Genomic DNA, 19,287 nt, shown 5'->3' with positions numbered 1-19,287 from the left:
GTCACCAGTATACAGCGAACATATTATCGCCTTTTACTCAGGTTTTTGGATGAACATAGGTAATACAAATTGACACATACTGGCGAGTCATAATTTATTTGTGGTAAGTTGGCTTGTTAGTCGATATTTTGTGCTAATTACTTTGAATAACATTTAGCTAGGGAAGCATGACGTGAGCCGTTGGCGTTGGGTATTATTAATCTTTTGGATGTTGGCCGGATTATCCGTGACCGCGGTCATGGTCGATCGAGTTTATGACAAAGAAACTCGCGCGATCGCGGCTGAGTTTCAGCAAGATGTTGATGATAAAACCGCGGCGTTAGAGCGAGAGGTGCTGCTCAATATAGAAGTGTTGTATGCATTAAAAGGATTATTTGAAAGCTCAGATGACGTCACCCGTGCAGAGTTTGACAAAATAGCCACTCCCTATTTGCAAAGGCATCAAGATATCGATTCGCTGCAGTGGGCAGTGCGGGGCAGCACTGATAGTTTGACTCAGTTGCCAGTTACCTACGTGGCTTCTTTGACAAATTATGATGAGATCCTTGGTTTTGATTTGCTAAGTCGCGATACCTATCGCAGTGCCATTGAGCAAGCCATTGACGTCGATAACCTAGTTGCCAGCTCAAGTGGTATAGGCAAAAGCAGTGCGTTAGACATTAAAGTGTTTATCAGTGCCTATCGTGGAGAACCTAATAATGCCATTGAGCGCAGGGCACAAACCTTTGGCGTTGCGGTGCTCAGCCTGAAAGTGGATGCGATGTTCAACCGAGCTGTGCAACGAACTGCGACGAAGGGGATTCATTTTACCTTAAAAGATCATACTGACCCGCTAGTAGAAACATTACTGACTTTGCACTTAGGCAATGAGCATGGTGGTCATGGTGCCGAGTCTTTTGAATACCAGCGCCAACTATCGACTTTTGCTGGGCGACGCTGGACAATTATCGCGCGCCCTAGCAGTGAATATGTAGATAGTCACCGCAGTGCGTTGCCACTGGTGCTTGGGCTATGTGGCGGCTTGTTTGTTCTGTTTGGCGCTGGCTATTATGTTGCTATGCGACGCCGAACGGATATTGTGGAACAAGAGGTGCAACAGCGCACTTTAGATCTTTATAAAGCCAAGCGTCAATTGGAACTATTATCTCAAACAGACGGTTTAACGGGGCTGGCCAATCGCCGCCATTTTGAACAGCGTTATGAAGCGGTTTGGAGTGAAGCGATCAAAGCCAAGCGTTGCATTACGCTGATGATGCTCGATGTTGACCATTTTAAATCGTTCAACGATACCTATGGCCATTTAGAAGGGGACAAGTGCTTAAAGCGTGTGGCTCAAGTGGTAGAACAAAGTCTTAATCGTAAAAGTGATTTCATTGCGCGCTATGGCGGCGAAGAGTTTGTCTTATTACTACCCCATACCCGTGATAACACGATTCCTGCTCAGCGTTGCATTGAGGCAATCGAAGCGTTGCAAATCCCGCATACTGGCTCGACCACAAGCGAATTTGTCACCGCCAGTATAGGGGTCGCTGCGATGGTGCCGACCACCGCAAATCATATTGAAGACCTAATTGTTTTGGCTGATGCTGCCTTATATCAGGCCAAAGAAAATGGCCGCAATGCCGTGCACTATCATGTGCCTAAGCCCGCCATTACGGCTGTTGAACAAGGTGTTGCTTAAGGGCTAATCACCGCTTCATTAAAGTAGTGATTGCTCTTTTAATGCCAGTTCTACTTCAGGAATATTCAAGCCGATAATTCGTTTGTCACCGATGATAATGACCGGATAAGCATTGGCGGCAAGATCATTAAATCTTTGGCTAGCTTGTTGATCTTTTTCAGGATTAAATTCGGTATAAGCAACGTTATTTGCGGCAAAATAGTCTCGGGTATTAGCGCAAACCGGGCACCAGTCGGTACCATACATAATCACGGGCTTGTCAGAGTATTCAAAGTGTTGTGAATAATCCCCGACCACTACGGGCGCCGGCGTTGTCAGCCATTGATAGCCATGCAAGGCGCCATATCCCAAAGCAAGCCCTATACCAAGGCATAGTGCGTATGAAGTAATGCTCTTTAGTATTGCTACACTACGGCGCTGTTTTACTGCGGTATTGATGTTGCTCATTATAATTCCATTTATATTTCTATTATTATCTAGCCACTTTAAATCAGCCTGTTAATTCAGCCAATAGTTCTTTTTTACTATATTAATGAGTCTGTGAATGATTGGGTACTATATACCTTTGGGGGGTTGTAATCATTTTTGGATGATATTTAATTGTTCGCAGCGTTATAGTAACGCTGAGTAACAAGCAATTTAAATTCTATAAAGTAAAAATAATAAGTGAGAATATAAATGAAAATTAAAAATATGTTCAAAGTTATGTTGTTAGGTTTAGGTCTAGGTGCTGCGGCATCAGCCTATGCGGCATCGTGTACCCAGTGTAACAATGCATTTAATAACTGTTTAGAAAGTGGTGCTTATCCATCTGCTTGCCATACTGACTTTCGTGCTTGTAAGCGAACAGTTCAAGGACCATGCTGGTTGTACTAATCAACTCAGCTCGTCTAAGTTAAAGGTTTTTAAATATCGGCTGTATAGCGATAATTGATTTATATCACCGTCGCTGATTAACAGCTTAGTCAACTAAAAGGAAAGAGTGATGAATATAAAAAAACTAGCTAAAGTTTTATTGGTTGGAATGGGCTTAGGGGTAGCTGCCTCTGCATATGCCGCTTCTTGTGCCCAGTGTGTAACAGCTATGGAGAGATGCGAGTTCACTGGTGGCCAAAACTGTGCTAACAATTTTCAGGCCTGCATTGCAAGCATACCGCAACCTAACCGTTGTTGGTTCCCTTAGCCACTAAGGTTTAGTATTTAGCCTGGTAGCGTTAAGTGGTGCTATCAGGTTGTTTTATTTAGAGTCAGACCTGTTACTTTCTTGCTACCTAACTCCTTTATTGCAGTGTGTAGAGGATTTTGTCGAAATTTAAAATAGTGCGGTTTGTGGTTTAAATCAGATATAATTAGCTAATGCCTTTCAGCTGCGGCCATCAATTTGTCGACTCAGAATGAACTTACTCAGTTTAACATTGCGACGCTTAACTTATTTAATTTTGTTGAGCCACCCAATGCATATTATGATTTTGAAAATATCTATACAGCAGAACAATGGCAGAAAAAACTGACATGGATATCGCGGTATATTGACTTGCAGCAACCTGATGTTATTGGTTTTCAAGAAGTGTTTAGTATTGAAGCCCTCAAAACGTTGATGCAACAATCGGGTTATCAATATTTTGCTGTTGTTGACGAGCCAAGCATTAGTGATGATTTTATTTATAGTCGCCCTGTGGTGGCGTTAGCATCTAAATTCCCAATTGTTGAGATCAATGCCGTCGCGGTTGAACATCAGTTGTTGCAGCTATTGTCATTGCCTAGTGATTTTGCTTTTAGCCGTATCCCTCTGCGTGTCACTGTTGTAACACCATTATTAGGTTCAGTTGATTTTTTCGTTGTGCATTTTAAATCACAACGGGGAATTTTTGATGTAGATGAGCAAGTGCAAACTGATATGGGTAATCCAGAGCGTTTTGCTTTAGAAGCGGTGGCTAAATGGGGGGCGGCTCAACAACGCGGCGCAGAAGCGGTACTACTTCGCTATAGTATTGCATCTAGGCGAGAGCAGACTCAAAACCCTTGTGTATTACTGGGAGACTTTAATGAATCACTACAAACAGGTGTACTTAAAGGCCTAGTGAGTCAAGACAGCCGACTGAAAAATCAGCTAAGCGAGCATGAATTTACCCTATATAGCCTAAGCGATGCTTATGAATTATGCCAAGCCAATCAATATGCCCCCAGTGCTGTAGCGCGCGCACCTACCCATTATCATCTTAATCACGGCAATGTCTTGGACTACATCTTACTTTCTGCAGAATTTAATAGTCAGAATCCACAGAGTTTGGCCGAGGTGACTCGCTATCATACGTTCGACCAACACCTGATCAATCCACAGTATGCAACAGATAGCCATAGCAGTGATCATGCGGCTGTTTGTGTAACTTGCCGTATTAGAAATTGATATTGTCATTTGAATTTGGCTTGCGCAATAAGGTCATTACTCATATGTTGGTGATAGTTTGAAGTGGCATTTTGCTATTGAATCAATAGCGCAGGGAATTGAAACGACAGGGTGGGGTTGGCAGTGCACGTGCAACAAAAGATTAATCAGAGTAATAACTTTTTTTATATGACCTTTGCTTTAGTGAGCTTACTGGTCTGTTCTTCACTAGTGCAGGTGATGCCACAAGGCGTATTAGAATACGTAGTAGAAGGTTTCACTATAGTGACGTTTATTGTCTGTTTACGGAGTTTACGGTTTGATCGGCGTTGGTATCACTTTATGGTATTACTGGTGGTGTGTTGGTTAGCGGCCACGCTAGTTCGCAATTTGTTAGATATCAAGGTCATGGATTTACTGATGCTGTCGTTCATGTTCGCCTTCTTTTGGGGGACGTTTACTTCAGTTGCGCGGCAAATTCTATTTGTTGGCCATGTTGATCGGAATAAAATTATTGGTTCAATCGCGCTGTTTTTATTGCTCGGTTTGATGTGGTCATTAATTTATCTGTTTATTTTGGAGTTCTCCCCTCAATCTTTTACCGGTGTCGAGCCTCAAGCATGGGGCGAAAACTTTTCGCAAATGGCCTATTTCAGTTTCGTCACTTTAACGACACTAGGTTACGGCGACATTAGCCCGGTTACCCCGTTTGCCCAAGTTGCAGTGTATATGGAAGCTATTGCTGGGGTATTTTATATGGCGATTGTGGTTGCGAGTTTGGTTAGTGCAGGCCAGGCTAAAGCAGAGCAGCAAGACTAAGAGACATAGGCCAGAGTTATTATGTTAGATGCCGTATATCGACCAACCTCTTCAGCAGGTTCTGCGCTTGATGAACCTGAGCGAGTTTATTCAGTATTCGCCTTTCAGCAGCTTGATGATGACGAGATTGCCCGATTACGCTGTCACCTTTATTGCCCTGAGTGTCAGGGGCTAGCTTATTATCGTAAAGCATCTAAAGATGGCAAAGCAGCTTGTTTTGGTTCTCGCTATCACGCGGCGGATTGTCTCGAATTTAAACCTTCAAGTTCAAGAAAGCTCGAAGAAGCGGATGCACAAATTGTCAATGACATCGTGTTACAGCACGACGCCATGCAGATTGATTTTAACCTTGCCCCATCGAAGCAACGTCAGCTGCATACAAGCACTAAAATAAACCGGCCATTAAAGCCTGCGTTGACCAGTCAATCACCCCAGTCGATACTTGCTGATGGTGAGTCAACGCCAACCACACCGGTTACAAACTCCCAAGCGGATGATGCTAAAAAGCAATCTGAATTAGCTAAGCCCAAAGAGGGGTTGCAACGACTATTGCATAGCTTACTTCGTGGTAGTGAGCTGCAACAGTCGCAACTGTGGGTTTATACCGATGAAAAGTATCGTTGGCGTGCCAAGAATTTGTTTGTGAACTTTGCCGATGCCGAGCCCACAGACAATGGTGCACCAAGGATGTATTGGGGCACCTTATCCCATGCAGATAAACAACTCAATTGGTTAAATCCGGCGGAGAACAAACACATAGGCATCCCAATTGATGCTTACCAAGCTAAGTTTAAGCAACGCTTTAATATCGATGAAGCCAGTGAACTGGCGGGGGCGGCAATCATCGTATTTGGGCGTTGTTATTGGAACAAAGATAAGAGTCGAAAGATCATTCAGTTGTGGAACAAAGATATTCGTCGGATGCACATCATTTTAACCGAAGACTAATCAAGTGAAGTTAGGTTTGGATGCCAGCCGGTTTATAAACTACGCACAGTTAATATCTGTCAGCTTGTTTCAATTTGCCAATGCATTTTGCAAATTGTTCGCTTGAGATTGGAATATGCTGAGTTATTTTTAGAACAATACTGAACAAATATAGCAATAATATTGTCGAAATTGATGCATTAAAATATATAAAAACAGCTGCTTACGCATTGCTTGGTGATTCTGACATCGATTGTGGCATGGGATATGCTCTAGGTAATATTGACCATCAACACTTGGTCGTTCTATTTATTACCTAAGGAGTCCATCATGGCTTATTCAAACTTAAACCTCGCTAAGCAACAGCTACATTTTGCGATTAATCAGCATCTCTATGAAACATCGGATGCTTACCGTTGTCGAGTGGACTATGTGATTAAACTTATTGGTGAGCAAGCGGAGAAAGAGCTAGGGATTGCGCACACCAATCAGCATGTACTCTATCAAGAAACCGATTTTGTACTGGGGTACAACTAATGCATTGTTATGTTAAACATTGCGGTGACCCATCGCTCTTTGTCACCGCAATGCCATCACTGAATGCAGCTATTTTGCCGTTTACTCTGCCACCATTTATCACCAAACAGGTAAAAGGCTAAGCCCAATAAGACTAGTCCTGCACCAATGATCAGTGTTTGACTGACCTGTTCCTGGTTGAGTACAGCCCCTAGCGCCATAGCAAATACAGGTGTAATCAAGGTTACTAGTGATACAGTGCTAGCATTAAGGTGCTGCAATATATAGAAATAACCTACAAAGCCAATTAATGAGCCAAATATCCCGAGGTAAACGATTGACCAAATAGACTTTTCACTCCAAGTCTCTGTAGGCACAGTGCCATCAAATAGCAACCAAGCAAGGGCGAATAGCGGAGTTGATATCAGCAAGGCACCCACGGTGCTTGCGATGGGATGAATACTCAAGCTTACCGTCTTAATTAACACACCACTTAAGCTAAACAGGGTTACCGCACACAGGATTAATACTAAGCCTATACCTGCTTCACTGCCCAAAGCCAATTTAGATGAGCAGACTATGGCCAATCCTGAAAATGCCAAAATGAGTGCAACAATTTTCACTCGGCTAAACTTGGCTTCGCCTAAAATCCTTTGCGCCAACAGCCCTGAAATAATCGGTGACAGCCCAAAAAGCAGCGACATGGTACCAGAGGGAATATAACGGGCAGCCATATAGCTTAGCAGCATGCCACCGACAATACCGATGGCTGAAAAGCCATATAATTTAAAGGCTGTTGCAGATAGCGGTAAACGTATTGAACTGCAGGCAATCACTAAGCATCCAATCACTAGTGCCAGCACCATGCGTAATAATACCGCCATAGTGGGATGAACACTCTCGCTGCTCCAGACTATCCCCAGTGGGGTTGTTGACCAGATCAGTACCACAGCAATAAATGCGATAGGGACGAGCTTGGGAAGTGATGGCTTTGTTTTCATTACATGTCTACCTCAATGTTCCATATTGTTAGCAAGGTGACGACAACAGGTAGGCAATGCGATAAAGCGACCGCAATGCTTGAAGTTGCGGTCAGGGATGGCTAATAGCTGGGAGTTTAGTCCATATGATCCGCGGGTGCTTTCAGCCACACACAAACACTAGTTGCGAGTTTTCGCACTAGAGGTTGGTTACACTGGAGTGTATTGGGGCTTGTTAACACAAGGGAGTTCATATTGGTCATTATTTCACTATATTAGTCATTGGTTTCATACTGAATGGCAGGCGGAAGATTGTCAATCAGATAATTAGGCTAAAACTGATTACTGGGGCTCTTTCTTTACTTCCCAAATTAAGCGCTACGGTTCACTGACATTATTTAGATTATTGAGCTAGTATGAATAAACATGAAATGGATTTTACATAGGGCAGGCATGATAACGCGCGTAATATTGATTTTGTTGTTGCCATTTACCTGTGTGCTTTCCGCATTTGGTACTCAAGCTCCAAGTCTTATTCGCTACAATATCTCCGCAGATAAAGTCGATGGCAAACAAAGCTATTATATTGATGTGCTCACATTAGCACTGGAAAAAAGCCGTCCAGAATACGGTGATTTTGAGCTTAAACCTGTTTTTATGTCGATGCCGCAAAGTCGCACAATCAAATTAGTCGCCGATAGAAAGTTAATTGATATTGTTTGGACCATGACCTCCCCTGAGCGTGAACAGCAATTATTGCCCGTGTACTTTCCCATAATGAAAGGTTTGATGGGTTATCGGATCGCAATTATTCGCCGTGATGAACAGTTGCGGTTTGATCACATCAATGATCTTGAAGATATGAAACAGTTGGTTTTTGGGCAAGGTAATGACTGGCCAGATGCTGATATTTTACAGTCCCATGGCCTTTCAGTGGTAAGAGGCGCGTCTGATAACTTGCTAAATATGTTGGTTAAAGGCCGATTTGATGCATTTCCTCGTGCGTTACACGAGCCTTGGGAGGAGGTTTCCGGGCGCAGCGATGTGATGATAGAAACTGGATTACTAGTTAAATACTCAGCACCGATATATTTCTTTGTTAATGCTGATAATCATCAGTTAGCTTCGCGAATTCAGTTTGGTTTAGCAAAGGCGATTGATGACGGCAGTTTCGATGAGTTATTTTTTAGCCATCCAACTACAGCGGGGATATTACAAAAAGCTAAATTGGAGCAGCGGCGAGTAATTGAACTGAATAATCCTAATTTATCCTCGGAAAGTCAGGCACTCACAAGTAGCAAAAATTTGTGGCTACAGTAATTAACCATGTCATTTATCTTAATCTGTAATCCTATGTTTGATCTAAACGGTGATGTTATTGGTTCTGCTTGAGCGAGGAATGGCAATTGAGATAAGTTGCAGGAGTGTTTAAATATCAAAAGGGGCATTGCCCTTTAGCGAATGCCCCTTTGTTGTGTTTGCGGTTGTATGAACCTTTGCCCTTTTTAGGCTTTTCAACTCTTGGCCTAAATAAATTGCTGGTTACTAACGCTTTAATTGCGTTGTCTTTAATCTCTCCTCGACCATGTTCGTGGCCAATATGCGAAGAAGCACGTGGTTTTGCCATATTATTTTCCTTTTACTACAACGAGTGCCGTTACAAAAATCAATCTGATTGAATTGTTGATTTCAGCGAGTCAGTGCCTGCTGAAATTGTGGAGAATATAGGCTATTGCCGACTATCTGTACAGTGATAAAGTGGTCACTTTTTGCGATCAAACCCACAAATGTGATGGCAATTTAGTCAATGTTGGTTGGTTGTTTATCTTGTGGGGGAGGTTGGTGGGTTAGGTCTCCGAAAAGGTGCTAATTTTTAGTGGGGCTGGCTGTAAGCTGTTGTTTTTAAGCCCTTTTGCTTCAAAGGCGCTTGTTAGATGTTGGTGAGGTATAATTCATTGATTATTAAGCCTAATTGCCTCAATTAGCATTGCATCATGATGGTGAGTTGGCTAATATTTTAGATACGTGAACTCAAGCACATTTTTAGTGTCATAAAGTGTAGGTAGCGTTGTGTTGTCCGTGCTTCGGGTTAGTCTAGTTTTGAAAATCTTAATGGTTTGAAGGTGATGAATGGATAGAGCTAAAATCTTGATTATAGATGATGACCCCGTCTGCACCGGCGTGTTACTTGCTATGTTGGGCGATGATTATCAAGTCACCACCGCCAATTCAGGTTTAGGTGGTATCGATCTTTTAGATTCAACCACCCCAGATTTAATCTTTTTAGATATCAGTATGCCGCAAGTTAACGGCTACCAAGTGCTTAAGCACCTTCAGCAAGACAGCATCAAAGCGCAAATACCTGTGGTGGTCATCAGTACATTAGCTGAAGAGTCAGATCAGGAGTTTGCCAAAAAGTTAGGCGCGAGTGATTATGTGACCAAACCAATTTTGCCCGATGCTATTCAACAGAAGCTCGACAAGTATCTAGCGAGCTCCTAGAAGTACAATAACCATATGAAAATAAAGGTTAATGGAAATGCTCTGCCGTAATATTAGCGAATCAAATTGTTATAAGCAGATAGGCTGATTTTTAAACTAATCAGTTAACTTTTAATCGCTGATCGATTATATTTAATCGTCCAGTTTCATGTTGACTCGCAGGGATGCAGTATGGGTCAAACGTCAAACTTAGAAAGCTGTGCTAGCACATTTACCAATTATCAGACAAATGTGCTTAAACTTTTACACAAATATTCTCAGCAACTCAGTCATCTTTAATCGACAACCATAGCGCTTTTAGTTGCGGGAAAAATAAGCTTAGTACCACACCAAAAAGGCTAGCCCACATCACGCACACTAGTGCTGCTACAGCGTATAGCCCCAACTCATTATCCGCTACAGCTACATACATGTGATGGGTGCCTTGTAGCAGCCCAATAAATATTAATAAACATACAATACTACCAATAATTGGTTTTACCATGTTGCTCACCTTATGTAATAAATTGTATCTAACATAGCTAACTTTGATGGCAATATGCAAGTTTACTTAATCCGAGGGGTGATACAGGTAGAGGAAAATCAAATAGCTAGATTCAGCTAACAAAATTCCTTTATTACAATAACTTGTGGAATGTTAAAAATAGCGAGGTCATGTGGCCTTGTGATTTGTCGCTTGTTGAATACTTATTGATAAAGAAGATCGGCTACTTAGCATGATTTTTGACAGGCGAATTTAAGGCGAATATCACAGAGAATGGTGACTTCCTTAAAAGGTTACACAACCTACAAGTCGGTTGTTCAAAGCAGTGTTTAAAGGCGAGTTATAGTGGTCCATATGCGGTGGCAACCAATCTAAACCTAGCGTCACTAGCTTTAAATTGGTTACTTAGCCGCTGAACCACTAACTGCTCGCTGAGGGAGCAACTCTTTAAAATCGTTAGTATAAAGAGTTAACGTCCGCCCGGCTCGGCAAAACGCGTCATCCAATCTTCCACTTGGTTGTACCAATAAATAGAATTATTAGGCTTCATAATCCAATGGTTTTCATCAGGATAATAGATCATGCGTGATTCGACCCCACGGCTTTGTAGCGTGCGGAATAGCTCAAACCCTTGTCCTACCGGTACGCGATAATCAAGTTGACCATGAATGACCAAAGTCGGCGTGTTGAAGTTGCCTGCGCCATAGTGTGGTGAGATAGACTGGTAAATTTCTGGGTTATCCCAGTAGTTACCAAATCGGGTACTATGTACGGCAAAGTCGGCTGACATTTGTGAGTACATGTTATAAACCGCTGCATGGATAAGTAATGCATTAAACGGGTGTTTTTGTCCCAAAATAATCGATGTTAAATAGCCGCCGTAGCTCGCGCCGCCAGCCACCATACGCTCACTATCAATCCAATCTTTGCTCTCAAACCACTCGGTGGCTTTAAATACATCTTCGAGTGATTTATTTTTCCAGTCTGGGTTGATGCTGTCGGCAAATTCTTGTCCAAAGCTACTTGAACCATGGAAATTAGGCCATGCGGTTACATATCCCCAAGATGCAAAAGTTTGTGCATTCCAGCGGTAGTGAAACCCGTCAGAGATAGCGTTATGTGGTCCGCCATGGATCAGCATCATTAGTGGGTACTTTTTGCTGCGATCAAATCCAGGTGGATAATGCACCCACATCTGAATATCTTGGTCATTATAACCTTTATAGGTGACTGACTCATAAGTGCCCAGATCGACATCAGCTAGAATATCGTCGTTAAAGCTATCTAAACGAGTCGTTTTACCACTGCGGGTATCAATTTTAATCACTCGTGCAGGATAGAGAAAGCTATCATTGGCAGCGACGAGGGTACCGTCATTGGCGATTGAAGGCTTGCCATAGTTGGTGGTATCGGTAATGGGCTTCACTTTGCCATTTTTGGCGCTGATGTGGTAAATACGGCGTGTGGCTGCATCGTCGATTGCCGCATAAAAACCTTTACTGTCAGCGGTCCAAACGTAGCGCGCAACCGAACGATCCCAATCCGTGGTGATTTCACGCAGTGTTTTACGCTGAATGTCATACAGGTTTAGGTTTGCCGTGTCGGCATAGAAGCCATGGATAAGTTGACGGGTAAATGCCAGCGTTTTTCCATCAGGGCTGAAACTTGGGTTGGCATCGGGAGCTTCATTTTTTGGCGTGAGATTAACCGCTTTATCACTGCCTATCTTAGCTAAGAAAATATCGATTTTTGGATCGACATTGCGCGTTTTTTTATCCGCTGCCCAGCCATTGGCATTGAAGGCAATGTACTGTTCGTTAGGGCTCACATCGTAGCTAGCTGCACTTTGATAAGAGCGAGGTAGCTGCTTATTGAATGCGGTAGTGACTGGTTCTATTTCGCCGCCGTTAGCATTGATTCTAAAAACGTGGGCTTGTCTGTTTTCGTCAATCCAGTGATCAAAACTTGAATAAGGCAGCTCATTCCATTGTTGTGCAGATAATTTACTGTCTTTATCAGCTTTAAGTTGCTCACTCATTTGCTGCCAGTTTTTACCTGGGAAAATACGGCTGATGAAATATAAGTGTTCACCGACCCACTTTACTCCGTAAACTCCGCCTGGCACTTCGGTTAGGCGTTGTGCTTCGCCCGCTTTGTTTAAAGGCAACAGGTATATTTGTCCAGCTTCATCGTCATCACGTTTGCTGACAAAAGCAAGGGTATTACCATCTGGTGAAAATACCGGTTCGCTAGCACGTAAACCTTTAGCGGTAAGTGGTCGCTGACTACTGCCATCTTTGGCAAATAACCATAGTTGAGTCGCACCTTTATCTTCAGGTACGTCATATTGGGTAACTGGCGCAACAATGTATTCACCATGAGGGGAAATCATTGGGCTACCAATTCTGTTGAGTTGCCACAGCACATCAACTGAAAGAGGCTTGTTCTGCGCCGCAAATGCATTTGCCAGAGGCAGTAGCAGGCACAGTAATATAATCCCGGCTTTCTTCACGAGTGGTCTCCTTGGATAACATTCAATTTGTGATTAGTTTTATTATTGTTAGCCCTCAGTAAGCTGGGGGCGTCATGAGTATAGCGGTGTTCAGTTAAAAGCTGTATCAGAAAATATGTAAGTTTATGTAGCTGAACATTGAGATTGGAAGCAACAAATAACTAGCGTGTGAGTGCAATATCACCACTTCGCACGTAGGCGAAATCGCCATCAAGATTGACCAGTTTAGCTTCGATATGCATCGACATCGGAAACTGGCTATCGGGCTGCTTTATAATGACCTCAGCGTAGGTTCGATAGCGGTTTGACAACATATAATGTTGCTCATCTGACTGACAGTCGAAATAGAAGTTGGGCTCGCTTAAGTTAATGTTCTCTAGTCGGTGTTGGGCTTGACGTAGGTACTTCTCGGTGGTGGTGACGTGGCATTGAAAGTGCTGGTTATTACTTGAGAATACAAACATCAACGCTTTTTCATCGTTCAAATCTCCTTGATAACCCCCATCGTAACGGGTGAGCTCAATGGTGGCCGCCATTGCGCACGGCATTAAAAGCTGGGTTATTACCGCACCCCATAGCGTCAGATTAGTTATGTTTCTAGCCATCACTGCATCCCCGTTACACAGGCTTACTTTGATATTAGTTGACAAGTTAGGATAGATAAAGCTCATTTTATCAATGGTTTACTTAAGTTTTTGCTAATTTTAATCTATGAGTTAACAATAAAAAAAAGGGTAGCGCTTGCTACCCTTGAATCACGCAATTGCCAACTTACATTCTATTCAGGCTTTTGCCAGCTTAGTTCGGTGCTAGACTCAACTGCTGCAGCAATATCCGCTTCGTTAAATAACAGTGGGCGGAACTGTTTGCTGCTCGAGTACAGCTGACTTTGGTCACTCGATTGTGGAGAGGTGATATTGCTCGACTGCGAGTAAGTTAAAATGCCTTTTGCGACAGGCCCTTGGTCGGTAAAGCTCACCGCCATCATCCAACTTGAGCCATAACGGATAGGGTAGCCTTGCGCCGTCAGGCCTGAAGGCAGTTGTGCTTGGCTAACCGGATCTGTGACGCTAGGGTAGGTGTGTTGCGGTATCAAGGTGTCATCACCAGACAGGCTGGTTGAGAACACATTAAAGCCACCAGATGCATTGTGGCTGCCAGGCCACGGTAGTTTGTTACCTGAAGGGCTGCCATCGGGTAGCGATTTTTCAACAAACTGAACCGTGCCAAGTGCTGCGTCCACAGCAAAGCCCGCGGCTTCAAGGTTTATTGCTGCGCGTGCCAGTGCAACAAGTGCACTGCCGTCAGTTGCCAAGGTGTTTGGCGTATTTGCTGCGTCATTGGCGTCAAAAGGCACACTCAACATGCTAGTTTGATCAAATAGATGCGCAAATTCACGGATTAATGGCCCACCAATACTGTCGTTGTCTTGTCTGCCATTCCACTGCTGCAATGCATCACAAGCAGCGCTGATATCCTTGCTCAGTGTTTCGCTAATCATCACCGGCGTATCACCTTGCGCGGTACATTGGCTGATTAAGTCTTCAAACACCAAATGTTGCAGATAAACTTGATTAGACAGCGCCGCGGCTGCTAGCTCATCAAGGTTAAACTTGCCATCTTCACCACCGGCTTCTTGCATAAGCTTGAGCGCCATTCGAGTGCGCAGCGATTGCTGGCCTCGCTCTGGACCATACATTGCAGAGTAGCCCTCAAGTGGGCTAGCTAAGTTGGTTGACCAAAAAGAGTTGTTGGAGTTTTGCACAAAGTCACTGCGTTCTAACTTAGGCGCAAACTCATAGCCAAGCGGTGCATCGTAGGCAAATAACGAACTGTTTCCAGGCAAAATTGTAAACCCAGCCTGTGCACGAGTGGCAATAATGTCGGGATTAGACTTTAACAAGCTAATTGCCACGCCAGTTAAACCGGGTACCGTTGAGTCATCAATATAGAAAGCGTTACCCGCTTTGTCGGCGTACATGGTGTTATTGAAAATGACGCCGTCATAATTCTTGAAGGCTTGCTGAAACTCATCTTTGTTGGTTGCGCGATTCATGGCAAGCCAGTGATCGATTGGATCTTTATTTGCCATGTTGGCGTCTTGTAGCATAAAGGCCTGGCCATCATCCCAACCAAATGGCGCTTGAGTGACTGGGGCTTCAGCAATGGGCCCTTTTGGTGTGGTATAAATATCCTTTTCAGCCACGAGCATGCCGGCGGAACCGCCGTTCACTAGAATTTGTACCGTTTCTTTAGTAATCGGCATCGCTTCGCCGTCAAACAGGTATTGCATACGATCGCCACTGACTAACTCTAAGTTATAGAGCACAAAATGTTCAGCAGTAGAGAAGGTATGTGTCCAAGCTAAGTCTTTGTTAAAGCCAATGTTTATTGCTCCTGGCATACCGACTAAAGAGCCACCCATTACATCTAAGTGCCCTGGGATAGTTAAATGCGACTGCCAGAAACGTAGGTTACCTGTATGGGGAAAGTGGGGATTGCCCAGCACCATTCCCATCCCATTTTCAGTTTTATCTTTACCTAAACCCCAACCATTTGAGCCCAAATCGCGTGGGTTGGTTTCTGGGGTAGTGATCGTTTGTTGGTGGGCTATAAATTTATTATTTATGTCAGTAATAAAGGCCGTTTGTGCTGCAGTTGTCGCCGCTGGGCCAATGATACGCGGTAGGTATTCTTGACCATCACCGGGGTTGGCATAGAAAATGAGATCTAAGAAGTTTGCTGCACCAGGCAGTAATGCAATGGAGAACAGATAGTTAGCGACATCTATACCATTGATTGGTTTGACCCATGGTTGACCTGCGCAGAACGGCTCTGCAGTTTGATTGCCGGCTTCTACATCAGCTAAAAATTGGTTATATCCGGCACTAAAACCTTCCATCAGGGCGCGGGAATTGTAGCTAAAGCTGCTATATTGGTTTTCCGCTTTTTCACGGATTTTTAACGCTTTATAAGCGAAATCAGAAATCAGGTTGCCATTATCTTCAGCGGTTGGTAAGCCTGTCGAAAAATCAATAGATGCGTGGGGGCCAAAATACATTGAACGTTCAGAATTGGCCTTAATGAACCCGTCTGCGAGTACACATAAATTGTCTTGGGCTTGAGCATAGCCACTACCAAAACCTAGGCTTTCTAGGTTGTCTGCTTGAATATGTGGAACCCCATAAGCGGTGCGACGTATTTGGGCTTTCAGTAAGCCATCAGGCGCGAAAACCTGCAATGGCGGAGTGATCTCAGGTTGTGGTTTGTCTCGTTGAATATTGGCGCCGCCGTCGTCACTGCCACATGCTGTTAAAAACACAGATGAAGCAATGCCCATGGTAAGCATGAACTTATTTAAACGCATCGAATGGTCCCTTTTTTGTTGTGTTTTAGCACCAGTAAATAACCGGTGATGTCCCAAAAAATTCGAATGCCCTAATTTTGATTTTTAGATATTAATTAACAGCTTATTGTTCAAATAATTAAGTTTCTAGCGTCAAATACCGCAAAGACATAAACAACCATTTAAACAGTCATTCAAACGTTTGTCTATATTTTGTCAGGCACAATGGATTAGGAGTTTGATAAGCCAGGCTTTGCGTACTTCAGTTTGGATGTTTAGCGAATGAAGTGGTTAAAAAGTGCTAAGTAACTATTTTATGGAGGTTAAGCGACTAAGTCTTCGGAATACATAATGGTATTGCGTCCTGCTTTTTTGGCTTTATATAGTTGTTGATCTGCAGTGGCGAGCAAACGAGCGAGTCCACTCTTAGTCTGCTGTTTGGCGATACCTATACTAACGGTAATACTGATCTTTTGTTCGCCAATGTCGACTTGTTGTTGCGGAATTTTTAGCTTTATTTTTTCGGCAAGTTTAATCACGTCACTCATAGCTGGTGCGGTCAACAAAATACAAAATTCTTCTCCGCCAATACGATAACTTATCGCTGGATTAGAAAGCTGTTCAAGCGTCTGCGCGCAATGCTTCAGTACAGTATCTCCCGCTTCATGACCATACCTATCATTGACCTGTTTGAAAAAGTCGATATCTAGCACTAATACATAAACACTGAGGTCAGTTTGATCGCTGATACTATTATAGTCACGTGATAAAGCTAGGCGATTAAAGCTTTGGGTCAACGGGTCGCGTAGTGCAAGTTGTTGAAGATGATACTCTGAATGCTCGCGGCTATTTTCATAAAGATATGACACTATCCACACTATTAAGTAGGCGCATAGGAAGTTAACAATAGGTGGGCTTATCAATACTGCAGTTTTTAAAAATATGTCGTTTAACACTGTGCAAAGTAAAACTACTGTTGGAAACTGCGCGGATTCTTTCCCTAGCATTAAAAAATACACTATGGGTAAGGTCAGTGCCCAGCTAAATAAGAAGCTAGACAGCTGCGCTTGATAAATTGCGTAAATGACTAGTGCAGTAAGGGTATAGATATATAGCTTGGCATGCCAAGGACGCTGTTTGTTATTTGCGCTTAGCCAAAGCAAATAGATCGACAAAGCGGCAAACAAAAACTGAAAAAACGCCAATATAGGTTTTGCCGGGATAACGCTAACAAGGAACAAATTAGCTAATCCAAGCAGTAACCCAAGTAAACCCAATAAAGCACAGATGCCCATCAAAATGCGCGACCTTAGCTGCTGAGTGTTATCAAGTACGCTAGATTCCACGTTTTTTCCTTAAATGTGTTTTGGGCTTCAATCTTAATCCATTGCACTATATGTTATGGGATTGTTAGCCATGAAGGCAATAATGGATTGGATTAAATAAGGATAATTATGTGTTTACGAGTATTAAATAGTCTTAATGGCGGGTATCCGGTGACAGGAAGGAACATGAATTGGTTTCGACCGATTGGTGTTTGCTTGTATCGATTTGCTGCCGGACTGCATAAGCAAGGAATCAGTAACCAGCGCGCTGAGTTAGAAAACTTACCTTTATCAGCGGTTTTTTGCTGGCACTCATTGTATAGCAGTGTGGTTTCCATGATGGGCGATGAAGATCAAGGCTATGGTGCTGTAGATGGTATGAATGAAAAGGGGTTAGTGGTCAACGCCCTATATGACACTCCCGCGACCTATGCTAAACCCGAGCCGTATTTCTCTGATGGTAATATTAGTATATTACGGTGGCCGCAATATATTTTAGACAGCTTTGCGAGTGTGGATGAAGTCGCTGGTTATGCGGAAAGTAATTCGTTACGTGTTCTTGAGGAAGCCGTTCCTGAGGGGGGCGCAGCAGAGGGTTTAGTGCCAGGCACTGTCCACGTGGCGGTATCTGACCGACTTGGTAATTCACTCATTATTGAGTTCAAAAATGGTGAGCTGATTTGTTATAAAAACCCCGAGTATCGAGTTGTCACCAATGAGCCTGATTATGCAACACAACTTGAAATAATGAAGTACTGGCAGTACTTATGGGGGCAGACTAAACCTGCCATAACCGAACCTAATTTCACTGTTCCTGGTGGAACCTCACCGGTGCAAAGTTTTGAGAAATCGAGCTTTTATTTAACACTTTCCGATAAGGCGAATGATGCCGATGTTGTTGCACAAACTCGGGCATTTATGCAAATAGGTGCAGTGCCGTATCACTTTAATCCTAGTCAATCTGAGTCGCCAACCTGTACAAGATGGACCAGTCTAGCAGACCCGGTTGCCATGAGTTATTACCTACTTAACCCACTCAATATGAGCCCAGCTTGGGTTAAATTTAAGCATACAGAAGCCAAGTGTGCACGGCTTAGATTAATCAGTGTTGTCAATATAGGCAAGGTTACTGCTGGAGTGGATAATCACCCTAACATATATGGCGACATAACTGATTTGCTCATTGAGTGCGATGACCCATTTGCTTATCGCCGCTAGCAACCGCTGACTTCATAGCCTAAAGCACTCAGCTTTAGGCTAGGTTGAATAGGCGATTAGTTCGTTGTGCCTCTATTCGGGACCATGTGATTGTATCGCTGCGCGAACCGAAATGGGCTCATTTTAAAGGTACGAATACTGTCTACCCAGCCGACAACAATAGGCACGAGTGTCCAGCTAAAGAGCAAGTACAGGCTGCCTTTTAAGTAGTGCCCTAAATAGAACTTGTGTAAACCTAGCCCGCCGAGTATTAAACCAAAACATATCGCCAGTTTTTGGTTTTTAATCCGCATGTTGGGATCGACGCCCGCTAACGCTTCAAGTCCTATGGGAGTGTCACATTGCGGACAGTTGTTAGCATTCACTGACATAGTCTCGCTGCAAGCCGTACATCGTGTTTGAAGATTGTGTCTATTTTTCATTGCAAACTCCGGCTTTCTCGTTATTAGTGGCGGCTCTATTATGCGTACAAGTGTTAGCTGAGTGACAGATGCACAGTTCACATTTTTAAAATAATCTCGTTGGTGCTAGGTGTATTAGTCATGGCGAAACCTGAAAAACCCACGCTGGACTATAATTAACTGCAACCCT

At 43.3% G+C, this 19,287-nt stretch carries 18 protein-coding genes; 9 read left to right on the top strand and 9 right to left on the bottom strand.

Features of this window, described 5'->3' with window-relative positions:
* The first annotated feature begins 172 nt into the window (after positions 1-172).
* Complete coding sequence (locus tag FLM48_RS17600) at positions 173-1,681, top strand: diguanylate cyclase domain-containing protein (RefSeq protein ID WP_179025546.1); 1,509 nt, start codon at positions 173-175, stop codon at positions 1,679-1,681.
* Between the two features lie 18 nt (positions 1,682-1,699).
* Here the strand turns inward: FLM48_RS17600 and FLM48_RS17595 are convergent, their stop codons facing one another.
* Entirely contained in the window at positions 1,700-2,128 is a 429-nt protein-coding gene (locus FLM48_RS17595) for a glutaredoxin family protein (RefSeq protein ID WP_051484376.1), read from the bottom strand.
* 231 nt (positions 2,129-2,359) lie between these two features.
* Here FLM48_RS17595 and FLM48_RS17590 point away from each other — a divergent pair, with 231 nt between their 5' ends.
* The 5 genes from FLM48_RS17590 (at position 2,360) to FLM48_RS17570 (ending at position 6,350) form a co-directional block, all read left to right on the top strand.
* Positions 2,360-2,557 carry a hypothetical protein gene (locus FLM48_RS17590; protein WP_028771584.1) on the top strand — a complete coding sequence of 66 codons (198 nt, stop codon included), beginning with the start codon at positions 2,360-2,362 and terminating at the stop codon, positions 2,555-2,557.
* A gap of 505 nt (positions 2,558-3,062) precedes the next feature.
* Positions 3,063-4,088, top strand: a complete 1,026-nt coding sequence (locus tag FLM48_RS17585) for an endonuclease/exonuclease/phosphatase family protein (protein ID WP_256870968.1) — start codon at positions 3,063-3,065, stop codon at positions 4,086-4,088.
* 123 nt (positions 4,089-4,211) lie between these two features.
* Entirely contained in the window at positions 4,212-4,886 is a 675-nt protein-coding gene (locus FLM48_RS17580; protein ID WP_028771581.1) for a potassium channel family protein, read from the top strand.
* Between the two features lie 21 nt (positions 4,887-4,907).
* Positions 4,908-5,834: a hypothetical protein gene (locus FLM48_RS17575; RefSeq protein ID WP_179025545.1), complete on the top strand. Its 927-nt coding sequence runs from the start codon at positions 4,908-4,910 to the stop codon at positions 5,832-5,834.
* A gap of 309 nt (positions 5,835-6,143) precedes the next feature.
* On the top strand, positions 6,144-6,350 hold the full coding sequence (locus FLM48_RS17570) for a hypothetical protein (protein WP_028771579.1): 207 nt from the start codon (positions 6,144-6,146) through the stop codon (positions 6,348-6,350).
* 56 nt (positions 6,351-6,406) lie between these two features.
* Here FLM48_RS17570 and FLM48_RS17565 read toward each other — a convergent pair whose 3' ends face one another.
* A complete protein-coding gene (locus FLM48_RS17565; RefSeq protein WP_179025544.1) occupies positions 6,407-7,330 on the bottom strand; it encodes a DMT family transporter in 924 nt (307 codons plus the stop codon).
* 405 nt (positions 7,331-7,735) lie between these two features.
* Here FLM48_RS17565 and FLM48_RS17560 point away from each other — a divergent pair, with 405 nt between their 5' ends.
* A complete protein-coding gene (locus tag FLM48_RS17560) occupies positions 7,736-8,629 on the top strand; it encodes an ABC transporter substrate-binding protein (RefSeq protein ID WP_179025543.1) in 894 nt (297 codons plus the stop codon).
* 115 nt (positions 8,630-8,744) lie between these two features.
* On the opposite strand, the gene FLM48_RS17555 is transcribed toward FLM48_RS17560, so the two are convergent.
* Positions 8,745-8,936 carry a ribosome alternative rescue factor ArfA gene (locus FLM48_RS17555; protein WP_179025542.1) on the bottom strand — a complete coding sequence of 64 codons (192 nt, stop codon included), beginning with the start codon at positions 8,934-8,936 and terminating at the stop codon, positions 8,745-8,747.
* Positions 8,937-9,439: 503 nt separating this feature from the next.
* Between FLM48_RS17555 and FLM48_RS17550 the strand changes: the two genes are divergently transcribed.
* On the top strand, positions 9,440-9,811 hold the full coding sequence (locus tag FLM48_RS17550) for a PleD family two-component system response regulator (protein ID WP_179025541.1): 372 nt from the start codon (positions 9,440-9,442) through the stop codon (positions 9,809-9,811).
* 265 nt (positions 9,812-10,076) lie between these two features.
* Here FLM48_RS17550 and FLM48_RS17545 read toward each other — a convergent pair whose 3' ends face one another.
* From FLM48_RS17545 to FLM48_RS17525, 5 genes are all read right to left on the bottom strand, one after another.
* Positions 10,077-10,295 carry a hypothetical protein gene (locus tag FLM48_RS17545; protein WP_028771574.1) on the bottom strand — a complete coding sequence of 73 codons (219 nt, stop codon included), beginning with the start codon at positions 10,293-10,295 and terminating at the stop codon, positions 10,077-10,079.
* A 469-nt stretch (positions 10,296-10,764) separates the two neighbouring features.
* A complete protein-coding gene (locus tag FLM48_RS17540; protein ID WP_179025540.1) occupies positions 10,765-12,807 on the bottom strand; it encodes a S9 family peptidase in 2,043 nt (680 codons plus the stop codon).
* Between the two features lie 161 nt (positions 12,808-12,968).
* Positions 12,969-13,412: a hypothetical protein gene (locus FLM48_RS17535; RefSeq protein ID WP_051484374.1), complete on the bottom strand. Its 444-nt coding sequence runs from the start codon at positions 13,410-13,412 to the stop codon at positions 12,969-12,971.
* Between the two features lie 173 nt (positions 13,413-13,585).
* Positions 13,586-16,174 carry an acylase gene (locus FLM48_RS17530; protein ID WP_179025539.1) on the bottom strand — a complete coding sequence of 863 codons (2,589 nt, stop codon included), beginning with the start codon at positions 16,172-16,174 and terminating at the stop codon, positions 13,586-13,588.
* 302 nt (positions 16,175-16,476) lie between these two features.
* Entirely contained in the window at positions 16,477-17,499 is a 1,023-nt protein-coding gene (locus FLM48_RS17525) for a GGDEF domain-containing protein (protein WP_179025538.1), read from the bottom strand.
* Positions 17,500-17,664: 165 nt separating this feature from the next.
* On the opposite strand from FLM48_RS17525, the gene FLM48_RS17520 reads away from it, so the two are divergent.
* Positions 17,665-18,696 carry a linear amide C-N hydrolase gene (locus FLM48_RS17520; RefSeq protein WP_372847125.1) on the top strand — a complete coding sequence of 344 codons (1,032 nt, stop codon included), beginning with the start codon at positions 17,665-17,667 and terminating at the stop codon, positions 18,694-18,696.
* Between the two features lie 56 nt (positions 18,697-18,752).
* Here FLM48_RS17520 and FLM48_RS17515 read toward each other — a convergent pair whose 3' ends face one another.
* Positions 18,753-19,118: a TM2 domain-containing protein gene (locus FLM48_RS17515; RefSeq protein WP_256870967.1), complete on the bottom strand. Its 366-nt coding sequence runs from the start codon at positions 19,116-19,118 to the stop codon at positions 18,753-18,755.
* Between the last annotated feature and the right edge of the window lie 169 nt (positions 19,119-19,287).

It is taken from the genome of Shewanella sp. Scap07, from assembly GCF_013394145.1.
Lineage (GTDB): Bacteria > Pseudomonadota > Gammaproteobacteria > Enterobacterales > Shewanellaceae > Shewanella > Shewanella waksmanii.
Note: the sequence above shows the minus strand (reverse complement) of the source record. Positions and strands in the feature narration are given on the sequence as shown.